Raw genomic sequence first — 23,977 nt, forward strand, 5'->3', positions numbered from 1 at the left:
GGTGAATCATTCACCGCACGCCATCCGACGGTCGTCGGGATTTCGCGTGTCGTCGGTCTCGGGCGTTACCGTCACAGCCGTGACACACGAGCTCATTCGGGCCGTTCGCAACGGCCTCGCCGACCTTGCCGATCCGGCCAAGGCCCCGGAGATGCAGCGCTACATGAAGTCGGACATGCCGTTTCGCGGTGTGCCCAAGCCCGCCCGCGCACAGCTCGCCCGCCGGCTGTTCGCCGAGCACGTCATCACCGACCGGGCGACGTGGCAGGACACGGTCCGTCGGCTCTGGCACGAGGCGACCTACCGCGAGGAGCGCTACCTGGCCATCGAGCTGACCGGCCATCGGATGGCCCGCGCGTGGCAGGACCCCGACACGGTGCCGCTCTACCAGGAGCTGATCGTCACCGGCGCGTGGTGGGACTTCGTCGACGAACTGGCCATCCGGCGCGTCGGGCCGATTTTGCGCAACTACCGTGACGAGTTGACGCCGCTGATGCGCTCATGGGCTCGGCACGACGACCTCTGGTTGCGCCGCGCGGCGGTGATCTGCCAAGTCACCGCCAAGGACCAAACGGACCCCGACCTGCTGGCCGACGTCATCGCCGCCACGCTGCACGACAAGGACTTCTTCCTGCGCAAGGGCATCGGCTGGGCGTTGCGCGACTACGCGAAGACCGAACCCGGATGGGTGCGCGCCTTCGTCGACGCCCACCCGGACCTTTCGCCGCTGTCTCGACGTGAAGCTCTCAAACACCTCTGACCCGGCGGTCTGCAGCGTGCACGCGTGCGGCTAGCTCGCCAAGGCCTCGTCGTCGCGCTGGCTGGGCGGGGGTGGCAGATACGCGCCCGGGGTGTACGGGTCGCAGCCGATCAGGGGCAGCCTGCGCAGGATGGCGCTCTGGGTACGGCCGAACGACTCCGCGATGTCGCGCAGGTCCTCCCCCGCTATCCACCGCTTCTCCAACTCCGCGTCCAGCGCGGCCGTCCACGGTCGCCCGGTGTTGCTCGGCTGTTCGCGCCGCCGATGGCGATACCGCCGCGGCTGCCCTGCCGCGGCGAGCAATTCGTCGGCCAGGGCCTCGGCCACCGCCGCCAGCACGCTCGAGGCAGCCTCGACCTGCCCCGTCGCGACGGCCCGACCGTCCGGCCCCGACACGTTCAGCCGGACGGTCACCTGCCGCTCGGCTGCCGCAGCATCCTCCTGCGCGATCACTTCCAGGCGATAGTCGTGGTCGTCCCTGCGGAACTGAGTCCGGTGTTCTTCGATCGTCGTCATGGCCCAGACGTTAAGTCCGGATCCAGCCAGAAAACCCGGCTCGGCGCGAATGACGACACCTACGTCGCCATTCACGCCGCAAAATCCGGTACTGCGACACCTTCGGCGCCACTCGCGTCACGGACCGCTGGGCCGTGGAGTCCGGCGGGTGAAGCCGCAGGGATGGACCGCGGGCAAGCCTGTGACGGCCGGAGACCCGGTGCGCGGCTGACGCGGCCCACGACGACCAGTGGCGACCGCCGGGCCGTGTCAATCAACGGGCCGGTTGACGGCGCGCAAGACGCGCGACGGCCGACCGCCCCCACGACGTGAGTGCAGGCGGAAAAGTGGTGGCGGAGCCAGGCGAAGCACCGCCGCTACCTCATGCCCGCAAACTCGCCCCGACCTGCTCCGCGGCAGCAGCCACCGCCGCATCGCGCAGCTCGACCGCCTCCTCGCTGGACAGCGTGCGCTCCGGGTCCCGGAACCGCAGCTTGAACGCCAGCGACTGCTTACCCTCACCGATCTGCTCGCCGGTGTAGACGTCGAACAGCGACACATCCTCCAACCGGTCGCCGCCGCCCGAACGCAGCGCCTTCGCAACCGACGCGGCAGGCACCGCGGCATCGACCACGAGCGCGACGTCCATCAACACCGGCGGATACGGCGACATCGCAGGCGCGGGCCGCTTCTCCACCACCGGGATCGCGTCCAGATCCAGCTCCATCGCCGCGGTCCGCTTCGGCAGGCCCATCGCCTCGACGACCTTGGGATGCAGCTCGCCCGCGTACCCGACGGGCCAGTCGCCCACCAGCAGCCGTGCGCACCGGCCCGGGTGCCACGGCGCATGGTCGGCCGCTTCCACGGTGAGCTCCACACCGGAGATGTCGGCCACGACGCGCGCCGTCTCGATGGCGTCCGCCCAACTCGCCTGACGGCCCGGACCCCACCAGCCGGCACGCTCACGGTGACCGCTCAGCACCACGGCCACGTGCACCGGTTGCTTCGGCACGGCGGCCTCCAGGGTGGCGATCTCCTCGTCCGAGGGACGCTCGGCAACCGTCGGGTCCGGCACCTGCGGCGCGCCCTTCTGCGGCAGGAAGACCTGGCCGATGTGGAACAGCGCGATGTCCCGCAAGCCGCGCGATTCGTTGCGCAACAGCGCGTCCAGCAGGCCGGGAAGCAGCGTCGTGGTCAGCTCCGAGCTCTCCGCGTCCAGTGCGTTGAGCACCGACACCGTCTGCCGTCGGACATCGTCGGACGGCAGGCCCATCTTGTCCCACACCTCCGCGGACACGAACGGCGCCGGGACGACCTCCACGTACCCGGCCTCCGCCAGCGCACGCGCCACCGAACGCTTACGCCGCTGCTCGGCGGTGAGACCACTTCCTGCCGGAGCGGCGGGCAGGGTCGACGGGATGGTGTCGTAACCCTCCAGTCGCAGCACTTCTTCCACCAGGTCGGCAGGCTGCTTCAGGTCCGGACGCCAGGTCGGCGGCTCGGCCACCACCAGACCGGTGCCGTCGGGGGCGGTGTCGATCGAGACCTTGCAGCCGATCTGGGTCAGCCGCCGCGCGGTCACCCCACGCTCGTACGACACACCGGCCACCTGGTCCGGCAGCGAGATCGGCATCGTCACCGGCGGCAACGGCTCGACCCCGCCCTCGTCGGTACGCCCCGGCTCGATCGTGCCGCCGCCGTAGTCCCGCAGCAGCGTCGCGGCCAGCTCGACCGCCACCGGCGCCACGGCCGGGTCGGTGTGCCGCTCGAACCGCTTGGCCGCCTCGGAGAACAGGTGGTGCCGACGCGACGTGCGGCTGATCGACGCCGGATCCCAGAACGCGCCCTCGAGCAGCACGTCGGTGGACTCGGCGGTGATCTCCGTCGTCGCCCCACCCATGGTCCCGGCGAGCGAGATCACGCCGGTCTCGTCGCAGATGACGATGTCCTCCGGGTCGAGCGTCCGCTCCACGTCGTCCAGCGTGGTGAGCTTCTCGCCCTCCTTGGCCCTGCGCACCACCAGCTCGCCCTTGACACTGTCGGCGTCGAAGGCGTGCAGCGGCTGCCCGAGCTCGAGCATCACGTAGTTGGTGACGTCGACCGCGAGCGAGATGGACCGGATGCCGGACAACATCAGTCGTCGCTGCATCCACCACGGCGTGGGCGCCTTCGGGTCCAGCCCGCTCACCCGACGCACGACGAACCGCTTGCACCCGGCCGGGTCCTCGATCCGCACCGGCCACGCGTCGCCCTCGGTCTCCGGCACCTCGCGCAGGCCGGGGTCGGCGAACGGCAGGTCCAACGCGCACGCCAGCTCGCGGGCCATGCCGCGGATCGACAGCGCGTAGCCGCGGTCCGGTGTCGGGGTCAGATCGAGCACGGCGTCGTCCAGCCCGAGCCCCTCGCGGGCGTCCTCACCCGGCGTCGCGGAGTTGCGCGGCAGCACCAGGATCCCGGTGTGGTCGTCACCGATGCCCAGCTCGCGGGCCGAACAGATCATGCCCTCGCTGAGGTGGCCGTAGGTCTTGCGCGCGCTGATGGCGAAGTTGCCGGGCAGCACCGCACCGGGCAGCGCCACCACGACCAGGTCGCCCTCGGAGAAGTTCGTCGCGCCGCAGATGATGCCGCGGGTGGCGTCCTCGTCGGGCGCCACCGTGTCGCCCACGTCCACCCGGCAGTACCTGATCGGCTTCTTGAACTCGGTCAGCTCGATGATCTGCTCGACCCGGCCGATCACCAGCGGCCCGTGCACGGGCTCCAGCCGGTGCACGTCCTCGACCTCGATCCCGACCCGGATCAACGCGTCGACCAGCTCGTCGACGCCGAGGCCTTCCTCCAGCGCCAAGTGCTCGGTCAGCCAGCTGTAGGGAACCTTCATCAGCAGGCCTCCATCCCGAACGGCAACGTGAACCGCACGTCGCCCTCGACCATGTCACGCATGTCGGGAATGCCGTTGCGGAACTGCAGCGTGCGCTCCAGGCCCATGCCGAAGGCGAATCCGCTGTACACCTCCGGGTCCACCCCGCACGCGCGCAGCACGTTCGGGTTGACCATGCCGCAACCGCCCCACTCGACCCAGCCGGGGCCGCCCTTCTTCTCCTCGAACCACACGTCGACCTCCGCCGACGGCTCGGTGAACGGGAAGAAGTGCGGGCGCAGCCGGGTGCGCGCCTTCTCGCCGAACACGCCGCGGGCGAACGCGTCCAGCGTGCCCTNGAGGTCGGCCATCGTCAGGCCCTTGTCCACCGCCAGGCCCTCGACCTGGTGGAACACCGGCAGGTGCGTCGGGTCGGGCTCGTCGGTGCGGTAGCAGCGGCCCGGGCAGACGATGTACACCGGCAGATCGCGGTGCAACAGCGTACGAGCCTGCACCGGCGAGGTGTGCGTGCGCAGCACCAGCCGCGAGTTCTCCGGCGCGACGTAGAACGTGTCCGCCATCAGTCGTGCCGGGTGGTCCTTGCCGAAGTTCAACGCGTCGAAGTTGAACCACTCGGCCTCGAGCTCGGGGCCGTCGGCGACTTCGTAGCCCATGGCGACGAAGACATCGGCGATGCGCTCGGCCATCGTGATCACCGGGTGACGGGCGCCGCGCGGGATCCGGTCCCACGGCAGCGAGACGTCCACCGTCTCCTGGCGGAGGACACGTTCGTCCCGCTCCGCACGCAGCTGCGCGAGCCGTTCGTCGTAGGCGGTCTGGATGGCTTGCCGCGCCTCGTTGACGCGCTTGCCCGCGGCCGCCCGGTCCTTCCCGTCCAGCGAGCCGATCTTGCGGCGGGCGCGCAGCACCGGCGACCCGTCGCCCAGGTGCGCGGGCTTGACCGCGGCGAGTGCTTCCAGGTCCGCCGCGGCGGCGAAGGCCTCCCGCGCGGACTGAACGGCTTCGTCCAGTGCGGACTGCGCGAGTTCGGCTGGTGGTGTTGCGTTCATGTCTCCTCGGCCGGCTTTCAAGACCACGTTGCGTGCATCTGGATCGTGCCGCATGGCCTGCAACGGAGCAGGACCGGCCCCTGCCTCCCCCGCTAGCTCGTTCTTCTCGGTTCGTCGTCCCTGCAGGTTATGCGTTGGATGCGTGCCGTCGCGTACAGGCACACGGCCGCGGCCGTCGCCAGGTTCAGGCTCTCCGCGGCGCCGTGGATCGGCACCGCCACCGCGGTGTCCGCGGCCCGCGTGAGCTCGGCAGGCAGGCCGTGCGCCTCGTTGCCGAACACCCACGCCGTCGGGCCGGTCAGCGCCTCCTCCACCGCGACGTCGTCGAGCTTGTGCTCGGCGGCGCCGTCAGCGGCGACGACGCGGAGCCCGGCGGAGCGGCAAGCGTCGAACACCTCGGCGGCATCGCGTGCCCGAGCCACCGGAAGGTGGAAGAGACTGCCCGTCGAGGCCCGCACGCACTTGCCGTTGTGCGGATCGACGGCGTCACCGGCGAAGACAACCGCATCGGCGCCCGCTGCGTCCGCGACCCGCACCACCGTGCCCGCGTTGCCCGGATCGGACACCTCGAACAGCACCACGACCAGGCGCGGCCGGCCGGAAAGGGCCTCGGCGATCGGAACATCCACCGTGTCGCAGACGGCGACCAGGCCTTGCGGTGTCTTGGTCTCCGACAGCATCTCCGCCGCTCGTGGCGTCACCGTCGAGACCCTGGTGCCCGCGGCCTCGGCCTGCTGCAAAAGGTCCGCGTGCCGACTCGCCGTCTGCTCGGTGACGAACAGCTCGTGCACGCTGTTCGCGGCGTACGCGAACGCTTCCCGGACCGCCTGCGCCCCCTCCACGAGGAACCGCCCGGTCGCCGACCGCGCTGAGCGAGCGGTCAACTTCCGGGCGGCTGCCACCCGTGGGGTCCGATGCGTGAAGATCTCTCCGGCGATCAGGCCGACTTCTTCACGTCCTGGGCGGGCACGTTCTGCTTGGCCAGCTCGACCAACGCGGTGAACGCGGTGGCGTCGTTGACCGCCAGCTCCGCCAAAATCTTGCGGTCGACCTCCACCTCGGCGGCCTTCAGGCCCTGGATGAATCGGTTGTAGGTCATGCCGTTGGCGCGAGCCGCGGCGTTGATCCGGGTGATCCAGAGCTGCCGGAAGTCGCCCTTACGCGCCCGGCGGTCCCGGTAGGCGTAGTTGAGCGAATGCAGCGACTGCTCCTTGGCCTTGCGGTACAGCCGGGAGCGCTGCCCGCGGTAGCCCTTTGCCTGCTCAAGAATCGCGCGACGCTTCTTCTGGGCGTTCACTGCCCGCTTGACGCGTGCCATGGGTCCATCCTGTCGAATCTCGGGGGCGGATCATCGCCCCGGGGTGGGTCGGGGTCGGTTGGTCGGCAGCCTCAGCGGCCGAGCAGCTTCCGGACGGTCTTCACGTCGGCCTTGGCGACGTCGCCGGTGCCTTCCAGACGGCGCGTCACGCGGCTCGACTTCCGCTCCATCAGGTGCCTGCGGCCGGCCCGTTGACGACGCAGCCGGCCACTGCCGGTGACCTTGATCCGCTTGGCGGTACCGCTGTGCGTCTTCTGCTTCGGCATGAAATCTCTTCCTTACTCATGGCAGACCGACACCGTCACACCGGCGACGGTGTTCGGTTCCGCCCTGGTCACTGCCCTACCGGGCAGATTTCTTGGTGGACTCGGCGTCCTTGGCCTTTTTGCCCTTCTGCTGCTTGATGGGCGCCAGCACCATCACCATGTTGCGGCCGTCCTGCTTCGGGGCCGACTCGACCACACCGAGGTCGGCGACGTCGTCGGCCAGCCGCTGCAGCAACCGGAACCCCAGCTCGGGGCGGGACTGTTCGCGGCCGCGGAACATGATGGTGACCTTGACCTTGTTGCCGCCCTTGAGGAAGCGGGCCACGTGGCCCTTCTTCGTCTCGTAGTCGTGGGCGTCGATCTTCGGCCGGAGCTTCTGCTCCTTGATCACCGTCTGCTGCTGGTTCCGGCGGGACTCACGGGCCTTCTGGGCAGCTTCGTACTTGAACTTGCCGAAGTCCATGAGCTTCGCCACCGGGGGGCGTGCCTGCGGGGCGACCTCGACCAGGTCGAGATCGGCCTCCTGAGCCAGTCGCAGTGCGTCTTCGATGCGGACGATGCCAACCTGCTCGCCGTTCGGACCGACGAGCCGAACTTCGGGCACGCGGATGCGCTCGTTGATGCGCGTGTCGGAGCTGATGGGGCCTCCTTGGATCGGTTCTTTTCCTGTTGTGTTGTACGGGGCCCCTCAACGCCGAAAAGCGTCGGGCCCCNCCTGCCATTGGCACGTGGGGCCCGCAATTCCGATCGCGCCCGCGGTGCGGACGCTTCGCCGATGCTGTCATCGGCGAGACCGGACCCGGCCGCCTCGAGGCGGCGACTCGGGTGGGAGCGGGGCTCCACTTGCTCACACCCGGCAAACCGAGTGTGAGTGGCTCATGGCAGGGTACCAGACGTGGCTGATGATAGTTCGAACGCGGGCAGGGGTGTGGACTATTCCGACCTGCCGCAGCGAGAGCTGGCGGAGGTGCCCAGCGTCGAGGTGATCAGCAGGGCCGCGGTGATGCTGCTGTCCGCGTCCGCGGAGCGCCTCGGCCTGGCCGACGAGGACCCGGACACCAGTCCGCGACGGGATTTGGACGAGGCCCGCAGGCTGATCACCGCCCTGGCCGGGCTCGTGACGGCCTCCGCGGAGTACCTGGGCGCGCATGCCGCGCCGCTGCGCGACGGATTGCAGTCGGTGCAGCGCGCGTTCCGCGAGGCCTCCCCGGTGCCGGACCCACCAGGCCAGGGTCCTGGCGAGAAGTACACCGGGCCGGTCCACTAACGCAGCCGGACCGCCTGCCGCCAGAGTTCCTCGACGATGTCCGCCGCCGGCCCGGTGCGGACGTGCCGGTATCCGGTACCCGCCCACAGCGCGAGGTTGTCGGCCTCCCCCGCTGCTGCTGCCGCGGCACGAATCGGCGCGGTCAGCTGATGCAGCTGCGGGTAGACCGCGGGCGCTGCGTCGTCGAAGGACTCGACGAACGTGGTGCGCAGCGCGCGGGCCGGTCGGCCGGTGAACGCACGGGTGACCGCGGTGTCGGTGAAGCGCGGGTCGGCCAACGCGTCCTTGTGCGGCTGCTTCGCGCCGGATTCGTCGCTGCGGAGAAAGGCGGTGCCGAGCTGCACGGCTGTGGCACCCGCGGCCAGGGCCGCTGCGATGTCGGCGCCGGTGGTCATCCCTCCTGCGGCGATGACCGGTATTCCGACACGGATGTCGCGCAGCAGCTCGACGAGCGAGGTACGGCCGGGTTCGTCGGTCATCCGGTGCGTACTGCGATGTCCGCCCGCTTCCGGCCCTTGCACACACAGCGCGTCTGCCCCGGCGTTCACAGCGGCTCGCGCCTCCTCGGCCGTCGTGACCGTGACGATGACGGTGCTGCCGCCGGCGCGAAACGCTTCGATCACCTTCGGCTCGGGCATGCCGAACGTGAACGACACCGCGGGGATCCGCTCCTCGAGCAACATCTCGACCTTCTCGCCGAAGAAGTCGTCGTCCGCCCAGTTCGGCTCCGGGACGGTCACCCCGTAGCGCTCGGCCACCGGCTGGAGACGTTGCCGGTACGCCCGGAGGTCCACCTCGGTGCGCGGCGGCTCCGGGACGAACAGGTTCACGCCGAACGGGCCGTCGACCCTCCCCCGTACTGCGTCGATCTGATCACGCAGCGCTTCGGCCCGCAGGTAGCCGCCGGCGAGGAAGCCCAGGCCGCCTGCCTCCGCCACTGCCTGCACCAGTGCGGGACGGGACACTCCACCCGCCATGGGGGCTTGCACGACGGGAACCGGCAGCTGGGAGAAATCGATCATGCCTGCTTCACCACCGAGCGGTAGCGCAGCTCGGGTCGGCCGACGTGGCCGTAATGCGGCCTCCTCTCGGCCAGCCCGTTGTCGGCCAGGTACTCCAGGTAGCGGCGGGCGGTCACACGGGAAACCCCGGTGCGCTCACCGACTTCGGCCGCCGACAACTCCTCGGATGCTTCGCGCAGCGCATTGGTGATCGCTTCCAGCGTCTCACCGCTCATGCCCTTGGGCAGTGCTGCGTGGTCCACGGTGCGTAACGTGCCGAGCATGCGGTCCACCACCGACTGGTCGGCTTCGCCGGACGTCTGCCGGTAGCGGGCGTAGGCGGTGAGCTTGTCCCGCAACGTGGCGAACGTGAACGGCTTGATCAGGTACTGCACGATGCCGACCGAGACCGCAGCCTTCACCACGTCCAGGTCGCGGGCGGACGTCACGGCGATGACGTCGACCGGGTTGCCGGCGGCACGCAGTCCGCGGCAGAGCGTCAGGCCATGGGTGTCCGGCAGGTAGAAGTCGAGCAGCAACAGGTCGACGCGTTCGGACTGCAGGAACCGCGAAGCCTCCGCGCCGGAATGCACGACCCCGGCCACCGTGAAGCCCGGGACGCGCTCGACGAATTCGCGGTGAGCCTGCGCTGCGATCGGTTCGTCCTCGACGACGAGCACGACGATGTCGGATCTCTCGCTCACGCGCGCACCCCCACGGGCAGCCGTACGGTGAACACTGCCCCGCCGCCGTCGGCATTCCGCACGTCCACCGACCCCCGGTAACGGCGTACCACCTGGCCGACCAGGGCAAGGCCGAGCCCATGGCCGGGTGTCGACTTGGTCGACCAGCCACGCCGGAACACCATGTCGGTGTCCGGTACGCCCGCGCCGTTGTCGGACACACGCATGAACAATTCACCGCCCTCGCCACGCAGATCGACGCGGACTTGCGGCCTTGGCCTGCCGCCCTGCACGGCCGCCTCCACAGCGTTGTCGATGAGGTTACCCAGCACTGTCACCACATCGCGGGGTGTGATCGCCTGCTCCCCGATCAGTGCGTCGTCCACCGCGGCGTCCTCCTCGAGCACCAGATCGACTCCGCGTTCGTTGGCCTCGGCCAGTTTGCCGAGCAGCAGGGCGGCCAACACCGGCTCGGCGACAGCCCCCACCACGCGGTCGGTGAGCTGCTGGGCGATTTCCAATTCGGCGGTGGCGAACTTGACGGCCTCCTCGATACGGCCGAGTTCCACCAGGGACACCACGGTGTGCAGCCGGTTCGCCGCTTCGTGCGCCTGGGAACGCAGTGACTCGGCGAACCCGCGAACCGTGTTGAGCTCACCGGTCAACTCCTCCAGCTCGGTGTGGTCGCGCAAGGTGACGACATTGCCCATCGCGCGGTTGCCGCTGTACACCGGGGACGTGCTGACCACCAGGACGCGGTCGTCGGTCACGTGGATCTCGTCCGAGCGAGGCTCGGACGAGGTCAGCGCGTCGGCCAGCGTCTCGGGCAGCCCGAGCTCGGCCACCGGAGTGCCTTCCGGCGGAGTTGTGGACAGGCCGAGCAGCGTCCGCGCCCCGTCGTTGCACAAGCCGACCCGGCCGTCGGCGTCCACCAGGATCAGGCCTTCCCGGACCGCGTGCAGGATCGCCTCGTAGTAGGAGAACATCCGCGCCAGCTCAGCAGGCCCGAAGCCGTGCGTTTGTTTCCTCAGCCGCGAGCTGAGCAACCACGCTCCGATGACGCCGACGGCCAGCACCGCCGCGGCCGTCAGCGCCAACGGCCACAGTCGTTCGTTCAGCTCGGCCGTGATCGCCTCGAGCGTGATACCGACGCTGACCAGCCCCACGATCTCGGCGCGGTCGTAGACCGGGACGACGGCACGGATCGACGGGCCGAGCGTGCCGGTGTAGGTCTCGGTGAAGACCTGCCCGCGCAGGGCCGGGCCGCGATTCCCCAGGAATTTGCCGCCGATCTGCTTCGGATTCGGGTGCGAATAGCGGGTGCCGTCCGGAGCCATGATGGTGATGAAGTCGACCCCGGTGTTCGCCCGGACCTTCTCGGCGAGCGGCTGCAACCGGGCCGAGGGGTTCTCCGAGCGGAACGCCTCGGCGACGTCGGGCGACTGCGCCACCGCGATGGCCACCGACGTGGATTCCTCCCGAGCAGAATCCTCGGTCGCGCGGGAGGCCTCCAGGTAGGCCAGCGCCACCCCTGCCCCGACCAGCACGGCAACCATCACCAGCAACAGGACCAGCAGCTGGCGCGCCACGCTCCACGGCCTGCGAGGCCGCTTCGCCTGGTCGGGCATAGTTGCCTCCCCGTTACCCGTCGGTGAACGGAATGAACATAACCGTGACCGTCATCACAGACACCCGGATAGTTCTGCCGACGCATATCCGACGATCCAGGAGGCAGTGATGGCGAAGGAGCCTACCGCCGCCGAAGCACCGCCCCGGCGGGACCGGGTGCATTACCTCTACCTTGCGGTGATCGGCGCCGTGGTGCTGGGCATCATCGTGGGTTTCGCCTTCCCCGACTTTTCCTCCGAGCACCTCAAGCCGCTCGGCGAAGGGTTCGTGAAGCTGATCAAGATGATGATCAGCCCGATCATCTTCTGCACGATCGTGCTCGGGATCGGCTCCGTCGCCCAAGCGGCCAAGGTCGGTAAGGTCGGCGCGCTTGCGGTGACCTACTTCCTGATCATGTCCACCGTCGCGCTGGCCATCGGCCTGATCGTCGGCAACGTGCTGCACCCGGGTGAGGGCATGCGGCTCGACCCGGAGGCCGTGGCCAAGGCGCAGGAGTCGGCCGAGGGAGGCGAGTCCACCGAGGAATTCCTGCTCGGCATCATCCCGGACACGCTGGTGTCGGCGTTCACCGCCGGCTCGGTGCTGCAGACGCTGCTGGTGGCCATCCTCGCCGGCTTCGCACTGCAGAAGCTCGGCCGCGCCGGGGAGCCGATCCTGCGCGGGATCGAGCACATTCAACGATTGGTGTTCCGCATCCTGGCGATGATCATGTGGGCGGCTCCCATCGGCGCGTTCGGTGCCATCGCCGCCGTCGTCGGCGACACCGGTTGGGAGGCGCTGAAGAGCCTCGCGGTCATCATGCTCGGGTTCTACGCCACCTGCGTGCTGTTCGTGTTCGTGGTGCTCGGGGCCGTGTTGTGGTTCGGTGCTCGGGTCAACCTGCTGCAGCTGTTGCGGTACCTCGCGCGGGAGTTCCTGCTCATCCTGTCCACGTCCTCGAGCGAGTCCGCGCTACCGCGACTGATCGCGAAGATGGAGCACATGGGCGTGGGCAAGCCCGTCGTCGGCATCACCGTGCCCACGGGCTATTCGTTCAACCTGGACGGCACGGCCATCTACCTGACCATGGCCACGCTCTTCATCGCCACCGCCCAGGGCAGCCCGCTCGGCGTCGGCGAGCAGATCGGTCTGCTGCTGTTCATGATCATCGCGTCGAAGGGCGCCGCAGGTGTCACGGGTGCCGGGCTCGCCACGCTGGCCGGTGGTCTGCAGACGCACCGTCCGGAGCTGGTCGACGGTGTCGGCTTCATCGTCGGCATCGACCGGTTCATGAGCGAGGCTCGCGCGCTGACCAACTTCGCCGGCAACGCAGTGGCGACGGTGCTCATCGGCCAATGGACCGGCGAGCTCGACCGTCAGCAGGCGCGGCTGGTGCTCTCCGGTGAGCTGCCGTTCGACGAGCAGACCATGGTCGACGATCATCACGCCGGCGCGGCCGCGGAGCAGGAACGCGAGAAGGTGACGACGTGATCAGGGTGTCTGTGCGCCGCGGTGGTGGCGGCGGTCGTCGTCACCACCGCGGCCGCGGCGCCGGCCGCCGCGGCCGCCACCCCTTCCGAGGTACGCGGCGCGGTGTCTCACGGCTCGCCGGGATGCGGCAAGCCCGTGCAGGCGCCAGGAATCACGGTCGAGCGGACCATCGAGTCCGCGGGAGGCACCCGGAGCTATCGGCTGCACGTGCCGAAGCAGTACCGGCCGACGCGACCGCATTCCGTGGTGCTGTCGTTCCACGGCCGGACCCGCACGGCCGAATACCAGGAGGAACTGTCGGAGCTTTCCGGCCGCGGTGTCGTGGCGGTGTACCCGCAGGGACTGATCGGGAACGACGGCGAGCCGTCCTGGCAGGGTGCGCCCTACTCCCCCGAGGTCGACGACGTTCGGTTCGTCGCGGACCTGTTGGACGAGGTGGAGAGGACCCTGTGCGTGGATCGATCGCGGATCTACGCCACCGGTAAGTCCAACGGCGGCGGGTTCGTCGGGGTGCTGGCCTGCCGGATGCCGGATCGCATCGCTGCCTTCGCGCCGGTCGCCGGGGCCTTCTACCCGCAGGGCGGCGAATGTCGACCGAACCGTCCGGCTCCGGTGCTGGAGATCCACGGCAAGGCGGACAAGACCATCCCGTACGAAGGGGACTCGACCAAGGGTCTGCCGCCGATCCCGCAGTGGCTGGCAGCGTGGGCCGAGCGGAACGGGTGCCGCGTGCGGCCCGTCGTACAGGACCTGGGCGAGGGTGTCGAACGCAGCCGATGGGTCGGCTGCGACCGGCGCGGCCAGGTCGTGCACTACGCCATCGCGAGCCTTGGACACGACTGGCCGAGCACGCGGCCGAACCCGGACTCCGCCGAGCCGTCGGTGTTCGACGCCACGCCGATCATCCTGCGGTTCTTCGCGCACCACACACTGCGGTGAGGCCACCCGGTGGCCGAGGTCGCTGCCTCGGCACCGGGGTTCTCGGCGGCCGGGGCGGCCGCGTAGGCCACCGGGTTCACGCACCGAAGGCTCGTCGACCTCACGCGCCGAGGTGGGCGCGTAGGCCGCGTTGCCCGCGCATCATCATGACGGCGTGGTTGAGCCGGAACGCGGGACGAGCGACCGGTGCGGCCCAGCGCAGCAGCCGTTTACGGGCGACGACGTCCTGCGTGATCTCGAGCTTGGTGCCGCCGCCCGCTTCGCGCACCACCCCACGCAGTGAGCCGTCGAGGTCTCCGGTCAGCCGCACGTGCAGCCGGCCGGCGGCGGGATCCTGCTCGACGCGGCGCATCCGCACCACGATGCGGTACGGCAGCAGCGCCTGGCACACCAGTTCCGCGGTGTCGTCGTCGATCCGCAGCACCGAGCGGACATCGGGCCACCAGCGCGGGTAGCCGGTCACGTCGGTCACCTCGCGGAAGACCTCCTCCGCGGGCGCGGCCAGGTGCCACAGCGTGCGGAACCAGTACTGGTGCAGGCCCATGGGCTCAGTATGCGGCGCGGCGCGCCAGCAGGCTCGCCGTGCGGGTGCCGGCGCCAGCGGCTTGGTGGCTCCTGACGGGAACATCCAGGAACGGGCAGCTCGCCACCCGGGTGTCCCGGGCAAACAGCCCCGGCGCGTGGCGGGCAGGCCCGCTTCGACGCGGCGCCATCACGCGCGGCGATGAGCGCCCACCGCGGCGACGCCGCTCCCCTGCTCAGCCGAGGATCGGCTTGAGGAACTGACCCGTATAGCTGGCGTCGTTGGCTGCGACGTCCTCCGGCGTGCCCTCGGCGATGACCATCCCGCCACCCGAGCCGCCCTCCGGACCCATGTCGATGATCCAGTCGGAGGTCTTGATGACGTCCAGGTTGTGCTCGATGACGATCACCGTGTTGCCCTTGTCGACCAGCCCGTGCATCACGGCCAGCAGCTTGCGAATGTCCTCGAAGTGCAGGCCGGTGGTCGGCTCGTCCAGGATGTAGACCGTGCGCCCGGTCGAGCGTTTCTGCAGCTCGGAGGCCAGCTTCACCCGCTGCGCCTCACCCCCGGACAGCGTCGGAGCGGGCTGTCCCAGCCGCACGTAGCCGAGGCCGACGTCCACCAGCGTCTTCAGATGCCGGTGGATGGCTTTGATGGGCTCGAAGAACTCCGCCGCCTCCTCGATGGGCATGTCCAGCACTTCGGCGACCGTCTTGCCCTTGTAATGCACCTCGAGGGTCTCGCGGTTGTACCGGGCGCCCTTGCACACTTCGCACGGCACGTAGACGTCCGGCAGGAAGTTCATCTCGATCTTGATCGTGCCGTCACCGGCACACGCCTCACACCGGCCGCCCTTGACGTTGAACGAGAACCGCCCCGGCTGGTAGCCGCGAACCTTCGCCTCCGTGGTCGCGGCGAACAGCTTGCGGATGTGGTCCCACACCCCGGTGTAGGTCGCCGGGTTGGACCGCGGCGTGCGGCCGATCGGCGACTGGTCCACCCGCACCAGCTTGTCGACCAGGTCCAAACCGCGCACCCGCGTGTGCCTGCCCGGCACCTGGCGCGCACCGTTGAGCTTGTTCGCCAGCACGGTGGCCAGGATGTCGTTGACCAGCGTCGACTTGCCCGAGCCGGACACGCCCGTCACGGAGATCATGCAGCCCAGCGGGAACGACACGTCGATGCCGCGCAGGTTGTGCTCGCGGGCACCCACCACGGTGAGCCTGTTCTTCTTCGACACCGGCCGCCGGGACACCGGCAGCGGGATCTCCTTGCGGCCCGCGAGGTAGTCACCGGTCAGCGAACGGGGGTTGGACAACAGCTCCTCGTACGGTCCGCTGTGCACGATCTGCCCGCCGTGCTCACCCGCGCCCGGACCGATGTCCACCACCCAGTCGGCCGCGCGGATGGTGTCCTCGTCGTGCTCGACCACGATGAGCGTGTTGCCCAGCGAGCGCAGCCGGGACAGCGTCTCGATCAGCCGGTGGTTGTCCCGCTGGTGCAGGCCGATGGACGGCTCGTCCAGCACGTACAGCACGCCGACCAGGCCGGAGCCGATCTGCGTGGCCAGCCGGATACGCTGCGCCTCGCCACCGGACAGCGTGCCCGCGGCGCGGTCCAACGAGAGGTAGTCCAGGCCGACGTCGAGCAGGAAGCGCAGCCGTGCCTGGATCTCCTTGAGGACCGCTCCGGCGATCATCGTCTGACGCTCGTCCAGCCGCAGGCCGTCGAGGAACTCCGTCGCCTCGGCCACCGACAGCGCCGTGACCTCGGCGATCGACCGCGGGCCCTGCGTCTCGTGCTCCAACGTCACGGCCAGGATCTCGGGCTTGAGGCGGGTGCCCTGACAGGCCGGGCACGGCACCTCACGCATGTAGCCCTCGTACCTCTCCCGCATGTACTCGGACTCAGTCTGCTCCCTGCGACGCTCCAGGAACGGGATGACGCCCTCGAAGTTGGCGTAGTACGCGCGCTCACGGCCGTACCGGTTGCGGTAGCGGACGTGCACCTGCTCGCTCGTGCCGTGCAGGACCGCCTTCTGCGCCTTGGCCGGCAGGTCACGCCACGGGGTGTCCATCCGGAAGCCGATCGTCTCCGCCAGCGCGGTCAGCAAGCGCTGGAAGTACTCCGATGTCTGCCCCACCGCCCACGGCGCGATGGCGCCCTCGGCCAGCGACAACTCGTCGTCCGGCACGACCAGTTCCGGATCGACCTCCTTGCGGACGCCGATGCCGGTGCACTCCGGGCAGGCACCGTAGGGCGAGTTGAACGAGAACGACCGCGGCTCGAAATCCTCCACCGCGAGGGCGTGACCGTTCGGGCAGGCGAGGTTCTCGGAGAATCCGCGCACGCGGCCCGGGTCGTGCTCCGGAAGGTCGACGAACTCCAGCTCCACCAGCCCGTCGGCCAGCCGCAGCGCCGTCTCGATCGAATCGGTGAGGCGCTGCTTGGCGGACGCCTTGACCGTCAGCCGGTCGATCACCGCCGCGATGTCGTGCTTCTCCTGCTTCTTCAACTTCGGCGGATCGGTGAGCGGATACACCTGGCCGTCCACCCGCACGCGCGCGTAGCCCTGCTGTTGCAAGTTCGCGAACAGGTCGACGTATTCGCCCTTGCGGCCGCGCACGATCGGGGCGAGCACCTGGAACCGGATGCCCTCTTCCATCGCGAGCACCTGGTCGACGATCTGCTGCGGCGTCTGCTTGGCGATCGGCTCACCACACTGGGGGCAGTGCGGCTTGCCCGCCCGCGCGTACAGCAGGCGCAGGTAGTCGTACACCTCGGTGATCGTGCCGACCGTGGATCGCGGGTTGCGTGACGTGGACTTCTGGTCGATGGACACCGCGGGCGAGAGACCCTCGATGAAATCGACGTCCGGCTTGTCCATCTGCCCGAGGAACTGGCGCGCATACGCCGACAGCGACTCGACGTAGCGCCGCTGCCCCTCGGCGAAGATCGTGTCGAACGCCAGTGACGACTTGCCCGACCCGGACAGCCCGGTGAAGACCACCATGCTGTTGCGCGGCAAGTCGAGATCGACACTCTTCAGGTTGTGTTCGCGCGCACCTCGGACGACGAGACGATCGGACACCCGGGTGGCCCCTTCCCTAGCTGGATATATGCAGCGACAACGGTCGGACCTAGCCGACCTTTCCCATGCTAGGCGCGGCCACCGACAATCTCCGGCTGGGGCGGTCGCGGACCTGGGTCAACAACCGGTGCGCGGGCCGCTCGACCAGCACGGTGAGTGCCCAGCCTGCGGCCACTGCGGCGAGCATCACCACCACCAGCCGGCCCGTCCCGGAGATCCCGTTGTCGACCAGGACCCTGGCGAGGATGAAGCCGAGTTGCTGGTGCAGCAGGTAGACGCCGTAGCTGATGCCTGCCAGCCAGGTGATCGGCCGCCGCACCGCATCCGGCACCCGTTCGTCCCAGCGCGGGCAGCGCGCGGCCAACGCGATCGCGCCCACCATCACGGCCAGGGCCAGGCCGGACTCGATCTTGCGGTCGACGGTGTACGCGTACTGCCCGACGGCCAGCGCCGCCAGAACCGTCAACGTCGAGCCGGGTAGCCGTCCACGGCCCCACAGCCACAAGGCGATGCCGAGGCCGAACAGCGCCACCCGGCCCAGGCCGGTGCCGGTGTAGAACACGGCCAGGATTCCGGTCAGCGAATCGGGCAGCAGCCGCAGCGGCAGCACCGTGACCGGTGCCACCACCAGTCCGAGGGCAAGACCGCGGACGCCTGCGCCCCCGCGTCGGAACCACCACACCGCCGCGGCGACGAACGCGGTGACCTGCACCGGGAGCGTCCAGTGGGCGTTGTCGAGATACACCGGATGGGGATGCCATCCCTGCGTCATGGTCAAGTTCGCCACCAGGTCGCCGAACGTCCACTCCCGCCAGTTCCAGCGATCCGGGTCGGCGTTGAACCGCGGGATGGCTTACGAGCCGATCGCGTAGATCACCACCACCGCGGTCAGATAGGCCGGGAGGAGCCTGGCGAGCCGGTTGCGCAGCCAACGGCCCGGGTTGCCCCGCCGGATGGTTTCGCACGCGAAGTAGGCGGAGACGATCATCAGCGCGGCGGCGCCGAACTGCGGAGCGACGACGAAGGGGTATCCGCCCAGTTCGGGGTGCAGGACCGGCCCGAGGTCCGTGACGTGGCCGAGCAGGACCGCGAACACCGCGACAACGCGGATCAGGTCCCAGTCGAGCCTGCGGCGGGTGGTCATGGGGTCGCCACGGTAGGGGGTGTGATCACCCTGACCACGGGCGGGGTGGAGCCCGGTGTGCCACACGTCATAACCTGCACGCATGCGGATCAGTGAGGACTACACCGGGCACGTCGAGCCTGGCGGGGATGCCCAGCGGCGCACGCTTGCCGCGCTCACCATCACCAAGCTGTCGGTCGGCCCGATGGACAACAACACCTATTTGTTGGTCGACCGGGACAGCGGTGAGGCGCTGCTGATCGACGCGGCGAACGACCCGGATCGGATCTCCGACCTGATCGGCTACGACCGGGAACGTCCCACGCTGCGCACCGTGGTGACCACCCACCAGCATCAGGACCACTGGCAGGCGCTCGGCGCAGTCGCCGGGGCCAACGGCGCGAACACCGCAGCCCACCCGCTCGACGCCGACCCGCTACCCGTCCCGCCGGACTTCCTGCTCGAGCACGGCGACAAGATCTCGGTCGGCTCGTGCGAGCTCGAGGTCATTCACCTGCGTGGCCACACGCCGGGTTCGATCGCTCTGCTGTACCGCGACCCGGAGGGGCACCCGCACCTGTTCACCGGTGACTCGCTGTTCCCCGGCGGTGTCGGCAAGACGACGAGTCCGGAGAACTTCAAGCAGTTGATGACCGACGTCGAGGAGCGGGTGTTCAACGTGTTGCCCGACGAGACGTGGTTCTACCCGGGGCACGGCGACGACTCCACGCTCGGCGCGGAGCGGCCGAAGCTGAAGGAGTGGTGGGAGCGCGGCTGGTGAGCGCAGGCGGCCGCTAGTCGTCGTCGTCGTCCTCGGCTTCGGTTTTCGTGCTGCTGACGGGCTCGCCGTCCCGGCAGCTGAGGTGCATCTCCACCCGCAGCTCGTCCGACTCGAAGCGAACCCGCGCTCCCCCGTCGCTGCGCTCGTCGACGTCGTCCAGTTCGAACCCTTGCGCGGGCACCGTCTGCACCAGCTCGAACGGCGAGCACCGCACGACCACGTTGCCGCCGCGGCTGGTGAACGACTTCGTCGCCGGCTTCTTCGACGGCGGAGGTGATGACGGCCGGGTGGTGCGGGTCGGCTCCCCTGCGGGCGGAACGTCCGACGGCGGTGGCGCGGCCAGGCGCTGGTCGACCTCTTCCGCCGACAGCGGCTGCTGCGGCGAAGCGACGATCCCGCTGCCGATGGCCCCGACGGCCACCACACCGATCAGCGTGGCCGCGCCTGCGGCGAGCAGCCAGGCCAGGACCACGCCGACGATCCGCGTCTTCTTCTCCGCCACTCTTCCAGCATGGCGCAGCCGGGTTAAGGCCGCGCTATGACAGTCCCATCACACGGTTGTCGACGCCGTCGTCGACGCGCGGAAGCCCCGGGTACGGCCAGGCGGGGCTCGTCGCGCACGACCTCGCCGTCCGGGCAGCGCTGATCCGCTGCCCACCCGAGTGGGCACGCCGTCGCGTCGGCGTCACCGGGTCGGCAGCCCGTCGGCGAACGCCGCGATCGCCTGCGCCACCTCGTGCGGCCGGTCCTCAGCCAGAAAATGTCCACCCCCTGCGATGCGGTGCCGGCGCGCGCCGGGAATCGCGGCGGCGAGCCGGTCCGCCACCGTCGGCGGCAGCCAGCGGTCCTCCTCGCCCCACAGCACCAGGGTCGGAACGGCGACGCTCGCCAGCCGGGACACCGCCTCGGCCGTGTCCGTGTGCTGCACCGCCTCCACCTGGTCGACCCACCGCTGCTGCCCGCCGGCGCCGGCCCACGGTCGCAGGTAGCCCGCGAGCACCTCGGGCGACATGGGGTTGTGCGTCGCGGTGCGCAGCCGCGTGGCGATCAGGTCGGTGAAGGCGTCGTTCGGCATGGTGCGGTATGCCTCGGGATAGCGCTGCTGGTGCTCGGTGAACGGCGTGTTCCACGGCCCGATCACCGCCGCGTCCATGAGCACCAGCGCTCGCGCAGGCACCCCCTCGACCAAGTGCGCCCGCGCGGTGATCCCGCCGCCGATGTCGTGCCCCACCAGCACCGCATCGGTCACCCCCCAGTGCTCCACGAGCTCGGCCAGCGCGCGAGCCTGCCGGGCGATCGTCGGCCGGACCCCGGGATCGGCGCTCGAATCCCCGAATCCGAGCAGGTCCCACACGTGGACCCGGTGCGTCGCGGCCAGCGCAGGCACGACCGAGCGCCACAGGAACGACCAGGCAGGGGTGCCGTGCGTGAGCACCACGGGCGGGCCGTCGCCGACGACCCCGGCGGCGACCTCGCCGTCGGTGAGTCGGACCCGATCCGGCAGGTGCCAGCCCTCGGTGGTGGTCATGTCCATCCCTCCTCCGCCCTACGCTGACATAGTTGTCAGACAACTGACAACCCTGTTAGTTTCCTGCTGTGAAGTCCACGTTCGTCGAGCAGGCGCGCCGAGCGCAGATCGTCGGAGCCGCCGTCACCACGCTGGCGGAGCTCGGCTACGCCGCCGCGTCGGTGGGCCGCATCGCCCAGCGGATCGGGATCAGCCGACCGCTGATCCACTACCACTTCCGCAGCCGCGAGGCACTGATCGAGGCCGTCCTCGATCACATCTACGCGGCCGGCTACGCGGCGGTCCGGCCGAGCATCGACCGGGCGGGCACCGCGCCGGAACGGCTGGCGGCGTTCATCACCGGCAGCGTCGCCTTCTATCGGGAGCATCCCGACTACATCCGCGCGCTCGAGGAGATCGTGCACGGCACCCGCGCCGCCGACTGGCAACCGGTTCGAGCCCGGGAGGATCGCGAGATCGACGCGCTCGCCACCGTCCTTCGCGCAGGGCAGGAGGCCGGCGAGCTCGGCTCCTTCGACGCCACCGTCATGGCCCGCACCGTCCGCCACGCGCTCAACGGTCTGCTCGACGCCTGGCACCGGGACCCCGCGCTCGACCTCGACCACTACACCGGCGAGCTGCTGCGGCTGTTCCGGGCCGCGACCACGAAGGGCGGGGACACATGATGATGTCCGTCGACCGAGCCGAGCGCACGACCACCGGCAACCGCAAAGCGGCGTGGTCCCTCGTCGTGATCACGCCGCTGGCCGCCGAGCTGACGTTCGGATCCACCCCGTTGCGGATGGCATACCTGGTCCTGCTGTGGGTACCGATCTACGGCGCCGGTGTGCTGCTGATCCGCGAGCTGGTGCGCCGCGCGGGCGCGGATGGCCGAGCATTCTGCTGCTCGGGATCGCGTACGGGATGCTCGAGGACGGGATCGGGCTGCAGGCGCTCACCAGTCCACGGCTCTACGATGCGGCCGAGTGGGGAATGCGTGTGGGCGGTGTGAACCTCGCGTACTGGGAGGCCACCGCGATCTATCACACGGTGTTCTCGGTGGCGATCCCGATCGCGCTGACCGAGCTGTCGTTCTCTTCCCACGGACGACGGCCGTACCTGCGCACCGGCGGCCTGGTCCTGACCGCGACGGTGACCGCCCTCGGCGTTGCGGTGCTGCGGTTCACCGTCCCGGTCGCGCAGGACCCCGGCTATCAGGCCCCGCTGCCGTTCGTCCTGGCCGTGGTCGTCGCTGTGCTGGTGCTGGGTGTGGTGGCGTTGCGGCTGCTGCCGCGGACCGGTGGGAGACCCACCACTCGCCCGGTGGCGCGTCCCGCGTGGTGGTATCTCGGCTCGTTCGTGGCAGTGCTCGCCTTCCTGGCGCTGAGCCATCCGATGTTCGGCGCCGAGCAGCCGGCGTTCACCCGGGGCGACACCGTCGCCATCCCCATGGCAGCAGTTGTCCTGCTGACCGTGGGCGCCGTACTGATGCTGCGCAGCGCCGGGAGCTCCACCGGGTGGACACCTCGGCACACGCTGGCCGTCGCCGGTGGAGCGCTCGTCGGGCACGGCGTCGCCGGGCTGGCCATCACGGCGTTCGTCGAGCGCACGCTCGCAGACCGGGTCGGCTTGGCGGTGCTCACCGTGCTGACCGCCGTCGTCTTCGTCCTGCTCGACCGTCGGCTCGCCGCCACTACAACGACCCCGGCAGACTGAGCGGGCGCCGTCGTCACCCTTCGCCCGTGAGACGCACGCTGAGCTCCCACAGCGCCTGCTGGACGTCCTCCCGATAAGCGTCGGGGTGCGCCTGCGCCTCGACGGCCCGGTTGTAGAAGCGTCCCGTCACACCGGCGAGGGCGGGGTCCAGGATGAGACGAAGCGTGGCGTCCACGCCGACGTCGAGGGAGTCGATGCTGTGGCCGACCGACTGCAGCACCATCTTGGTCGGCATGTAGGTGGCCGGGTGGAGGCTGTTGACGGTGATCCGTGCCGGGTCGAGCCGCTTCGCGAGCGCCAGGCCGTAGGTGATGAGCGCGAGCTTCGACTGCCCATAGGCGCGCCACCCGTCGTACCCGTGTGCGAGGGTCGGGTCGGCGAGGTCGATGGGGCTCTGACCGATGGATGCCACGTGGACGACCCGTGCCGGAGCCCCGGCGTCCAGCAGCGGCAACAGTCGCTGCGTGAGCACGAACGGGGCGAGATAGTTGACCGCGAACCGCAGCTCGTTGCCGTCCACGGTGAGGTGACGCCCGGTGCCGTCCGGCTCGCCCGCGCCGACGCCGGCGTTGTTGACGAGCACGGTGACGTGATCGGTGAGGGCGGCGACATCGTCGGCCAGGCGGCGCACCTGCGCCAGCTCGCCGAGGTCGGCGCGGACGGTGTCGATCGCAGCGGGCTGGGCGGCCAGCTCCGCGCGCAGGACGTCGAGACGGCGTTCGCTGCGGCCGTGCAGGACGAGACGGGTACCCGGGTCTGCGGCGAGGCGGAGCGCGAGCGCTCGGCCCAGCCCGTCGGTGGCCCCGGTGAGGACGACAACGCGGTCGCTGGTCGGCTCAGACATGAGTGCTCCCGATGCGGCTGGACGGGTCGGGGTTGGTGAACGTGGAGGTGAGCAGGTCCCGGAGCGCGACGAGGTCCGCCTCACCCCAGGGCCGGTTGGTGGCGAGCACCCGGTACCAGATCACCCCGAAGACCACGTCGGCCACCAGCTCGTCGGCGACAGGCGGCGCGTCTCCCCTGCGCCGGGCACGCTGCAGCAGCTCGGCGAGGGCGGCACGTCGCCGGTCCAGGAAGCCCTCCCGGAACCGGCTCGCGAACTGGGAGTCGACCTGCGCCTCGGCCATCAGGCTGCGCAGCGCCTGAGCCACCCCCGGCACGCCGAGCAAGGCGAACGAGTCGCGGAGGAACTGCTCCAGGTCCGCCCGGAAGGACCCGCGGTCGGCGACGGACACGTGCAGCTCCGCTTTCGTCGCGAGCGCCTCGAGCAGCACGTCGGCCTTCGTGGGCCACCACCGGTACACCGTCTGCTTGCCGACCCCAGCACGCGCAGCGATGCCTTCGACGGTGAGCGCGCGGTAGCCCTCGTCACGGGTGAGCTCGAAGGTGGCGGTGAGGATCGCCAGGCGTGACTGCTCGCTGCGCTTGCGACCCCGGCGTGGCGCGTGCGGCTCTGTCATGGCGCCACTGTAGCAAATACG

At 69.9% G+C, this 23,977-nt stretch carries 23 protein-coding genes and 1 pseudogene; 7 read left to right on the forward strand and 17 right to left on the reverse strand.

All coding sequences use genetic code 11. The features are described 5' to 3' along the window. The first annotated feature begins 79 nt into the window (after positions 1-79). Positions 80-760: a DNA alkylation repair protein gene (locus YWM_RS0113940; protein WP_028851247.1), complete on the forward strand. Its 681-nt coding sequence runs from the start codon at positions 80-82 to the stop codon at positions 758-760. Positions 761-790: 30 nt separating this feature from the next. Here YWM_RS0113940 and YWM_RS0113945 read toward each other — a convergent pair whose 3' ends face one another. From YWM_RS0113945 to infC, 7 genes are all read right to left on the reverse strand, one after another. Further along, positions 791-1,276 (reverse strand): hypothetical protein, encoded by a 486-nt coding sequence (locus YWM_RS0113945; protein ID WP_028851248.1) that lies wholly within the window; start codon positions 1,274-1,276, stop codon positions 791-793. Between the two features lie 361 nt (positions 1,277-1,637). Further along, positions 1,638-4,133, reverse strand: a complete 2,496-nt coding sequence (pheT, locus tag YWM_RS0113950; protein ID WP_028851249.1) for a phenylalanine--tRNA ligase subunit beta — start codon at positions 4,131-4,133, stop codon at positions 1,638-1,640. After that, positions 4,133-5,182 carry a phenylalanine--tRNA ligase subunit alpha gene (pheS, locus tag YWM_RS0113955; protein WP_028851250.1) on the reverse strand — a complete coding sequence of 350 codons (1,050 nt, stop codon included), beginning with the start codon at positions 5,180-5,182 and terminating at the stop codon, positions 4,133-4,135. Before pheS ends, pheT begins: the two co-directional genes overlap by 1 nt. A 92-nt stretch (positions 5,183-5,274) precedes the next feature. After that, on the reverse strand, positions 5,275-6,108 hold the full coding sequence (locus tag YWM_RS0113960) for a TrmH family RNA methyltransferase (protein ID WP_052344892.1): 834 nt from the start codon (positions 6,106-6,108) through the stop codon (positions 5,275-5,277). A gap of 11 nt (positions 6,109-6,119) precedes the next feature. After that, positions 6,120-6,500 (reverse strand): 50S ribosomal protein L20, encoded by a 381-nt coding sequence (gene rplT / locus YWM_RS0113965; RefSeq protein WP_028851252.1) that lies wholly within the window; start codon positions 6,498-6,500, stop codon positions 6,120-6,122. 71 nt (positions 6,501-6,571) lie between these two features. Next, positions 6,572-6,766 carry a 50S ribosomal protein L35 gene (rpmI, locus tag YWM_RS0113970; protein WP_028851253.1) on the reverse strand — a complete coding sequence of 65 codons (195 nt, stop codon included), beginning with the start codon at positions 6,764-6,766 and terminating at the stop codon, positions 6,572-6,574. Between the two features lie 76 nt (positions 6,767-6,842). Continuing rightward, complete coding sequence (gene infC, locus YWM_RS23670; RefSeq protein ID WP_052344893.1) at positions 6,843-7,421, reverse strand: translation initiation factor IF-3; 579 nt, start codon at positions 7,419-7,421, stop codon at positions 6,843-6,845. Between the two features lie 240 nt (positions 7,422-7,661). Here infC and YWM_RS0113980 point away from each other — a divergent pair, with 240 nt between their 5' ends. Next, a complete protein-coding gene (locus tag YWM_RS0113980; RefSeq protein ID WP_028851254.1) occupies positions 7,662-8,033 on the forward strand; it encodes a DUF1844 domain-containing protein in 372 nt (123 codons plus the stop codon). On the opposite strand, the gene YWM_RS0113985 is transcribed toward YWM_RS0113980, so the two are convergent. Genes YWM_RS0113985 through YWM_RS0113995 form a run of 3 tightly spaced genes read right to left on the reverse strand, consistent with a single transcriptional unit; the run spans position 8,030 to position 11,345 of the window. Continuing rightward, positions 8,030-9,055: an NAD(P)H-dependent flavin oxidoreductase gene (locus YWM_RS0113985; protein ID WP_043661111.1), complete on the reverse strand. Its 1,026-nt coding sequence runs from the start codon at positions 9,053-9,055 to the stop codon at positions 8,030-8,032. The two genes, YWM_RS0113980 and YWM_RS0113985, sit on opposite strands and share 4 nt — an antisense overlap. After that, on the reverse strand, positions 9,052-9,738 hold the full coding sequence (locus tag YWM_RS0113990; RefSeq protein ID WP_028851256.1) for a response regulator: 687 nt from the start codon (positions 9,736-9,738) through the stop codon (positions 9,052-9,054). The genes YWM_RS0113985 and YWM_RS0113990 overlap by 4 nt, the downstream gene beginning before the upstream one ends. After that, positions 9,735-11,345, reverse strand: coding sequence for a sensor histidine kinase (locus tag YWM_RS0113995; protein ID WP_028851257.1), 1,611 nt, complete (start codon positions 11,343-11,345; stop codon positions 9,735-9,737). Before YWM_RS0113995 ends, YWM_RS0113990 begins: the two co-directional genes overlap by 4 nt. Positions 11,346-11,454: 109 nt before the next feature. On the opposite strand from YWM_RS0113995, the gene YWM_RS23675 reads away from it, so the two are divergent. Beyond that, on the forward strand, positions 11,455-12,816 hold the full coding sequence (locus YWM_RS23675; protein WP_156914780.1) for a cation:dicarboxylate symporter family transporter: 1,362 nt from the start codon (positions 11,455-11,457) through the stop codon (positions 12,814-12,816). A 21-nt stretch (positions 12,817-12,837) separates the two neighbouring features. After that, positions 12,838-13,755 carry a CE1 family esterase gene (locus tag YWM_RS0114005; RefSeq protein ID WP_245566042.1) on the forward strand — a complete coding sequence of 306 codons (918 nt, stop codon included), beginning with the start codon at positions 12,838-12,840 and terminating at the stop codon, positions 13,753-13,755. A 100-nt stretch (positions 13,756-13,855) separates the two neighbouring features. Here YWM_RS0114005 and YWM_RS0114010 read toward each other — a convergent pair whose 3' ends face one another. The 3 genes and pseudogenes from YWM_RS0114010 to YWM_RS23680 form a co-directional block, all read right to left on the reverse strand. Continuing rightward, complete coding sequence (locus YWM_RS0114010) at positions 13,856-14,299, reverse strand: SRPBCC family protein (protein ID WP_028851259.1); 444 nt, start codon at positions 14,297-14,299, stop codon at positions 13,856-13,858. Between the two features lie 214 nt (positions 14,300-14,513). Then, entirely contained in the window at positions 14,514-17,369 is a 2,856-nt protein-coding gene (uvrA, locus tag YWM_RS0114015) for an excinuclease ABC subunit UvrA (RefSeq protein ID WP_028851260.1), read from the reverse strand. Between the two features lie 49 nt (positions 17,370-17,418). Beyond that, positions 17,419-18,597: pseudogene (locus YWM_RS23680) on the reverse strand (acyltransferase family protein). On the opposite strand from YWM_RS23680, the gene YWM_RS0114025 reads away from it, so the two are divergent. Next, positions 18,596-19,273 (forward strand): MBL fold metallo-hydrolase, encoded by a 678-nt coding sequence (locus tag YWM_RS0114025; RefSeq protein ID WP_028851261.1) that lies wholly within the window; start codon positions 18,596-18,598, stop codon positions 19,271-19,273. The pseudogene YWM_RS23680 and the gene YWM_RS0114025 overlap by 2 nt on opposite strands. Positions 19,274-19,286: 13 nt before the next feature. On the opposite strand, the gene YWM_RS0114030 is transcribed toward YWM_RS0114025, so the two are convergent. After that, a complete protein-coding gene (locus YWM_RS0114030) occupies positions 19,287-19,775 on the reverse strand; it encodes a hypothetical protein (RefSeq protein ID WP_028851262.1) in 489 nt (162 codons plus the stop codon). A gap of 183 nt (positions 19,776-19,958) precedes the next feature. Further along, positions 19,959-20,801 carry an alpha/beta fold hydrolase gene (locus tag YWM_RS0114035; RefSeq protein ID WP_028851263.1) on the reverse strand — a complete coding sequence of 281 codons (843 nt, stop codon included), beginning with the start codon at positions 20,799-20,801 and terminating at the stop codon, positions 19,959-19,961. Between the two features lie 68 nt (positions 20,802-20,869). Between YWM_RS0114035 and YWM_RS23685 the strand changes: the two genes are divergently transcribed. Continuing rightward, positions 20,870-21,466, forward strand: coding sequence for a TetR/AcrR family transcriptional regulator (locus tag YWM_RS23685; protein ID WP_043661113.1), 597 nt, complete (start codon positions 20,870-20,872; stop codon positions 21,464-21,466). 238 nt (positions 21,467-21,704) lie between these two features. Beyond that, positions 21,705-22,496, forward strand: coding sequence for a hypothetical protein (locus YWM_RS23690; protein WP_156914783.1), 792 nt, complete (start codon positions 21,705-21,707; stop codon positions 22,494-22,496). A gap of 13 nt (positions 22,497-22,509) precedes the next feature. Here the strand turns inward: YWM_RS23690 and YWM_RS0114050 are convergent, their stop codons facing one another. After that, positions 22,510-23,340, reverse strand: coding sequence for an SDR family NAD(P)-dependent oxidoreductase (locus tag YWM_RS0114050; protein WP_028851264.1), 831 nt, complete (start codon positions 23,338-23,340; stop codon positions 22,510-22,512). After that, on the reverse strand, positions 23,333-23,956 hold the full coding sequence (locus tag YWM_RS0114055) for a TetR/AcrR family transcriptional regulator (protein ID WP_028851265.1): 624 nt from the start codon (positions 23,954-23,956) through the stop codon (positions 23,333-23,335). The genes YWM_RS0114050 and YWM_RS0114055 overlap by 8 nt, the downstream gene beginning before the upstream one ends. Positions 23,957-23,977 lie beyond the last annotated feature (21 nt).

Source organism: Thermocrispum municipale DSM 44069 (assembly GCF_000427825.1).
Classification (GTDB): Bacteria; Actinomycetota; Actinomycetes; order Mycobacteriales; family Pseudonocardiaceae; genus Thermocrispum; species Thermocrispum municipale.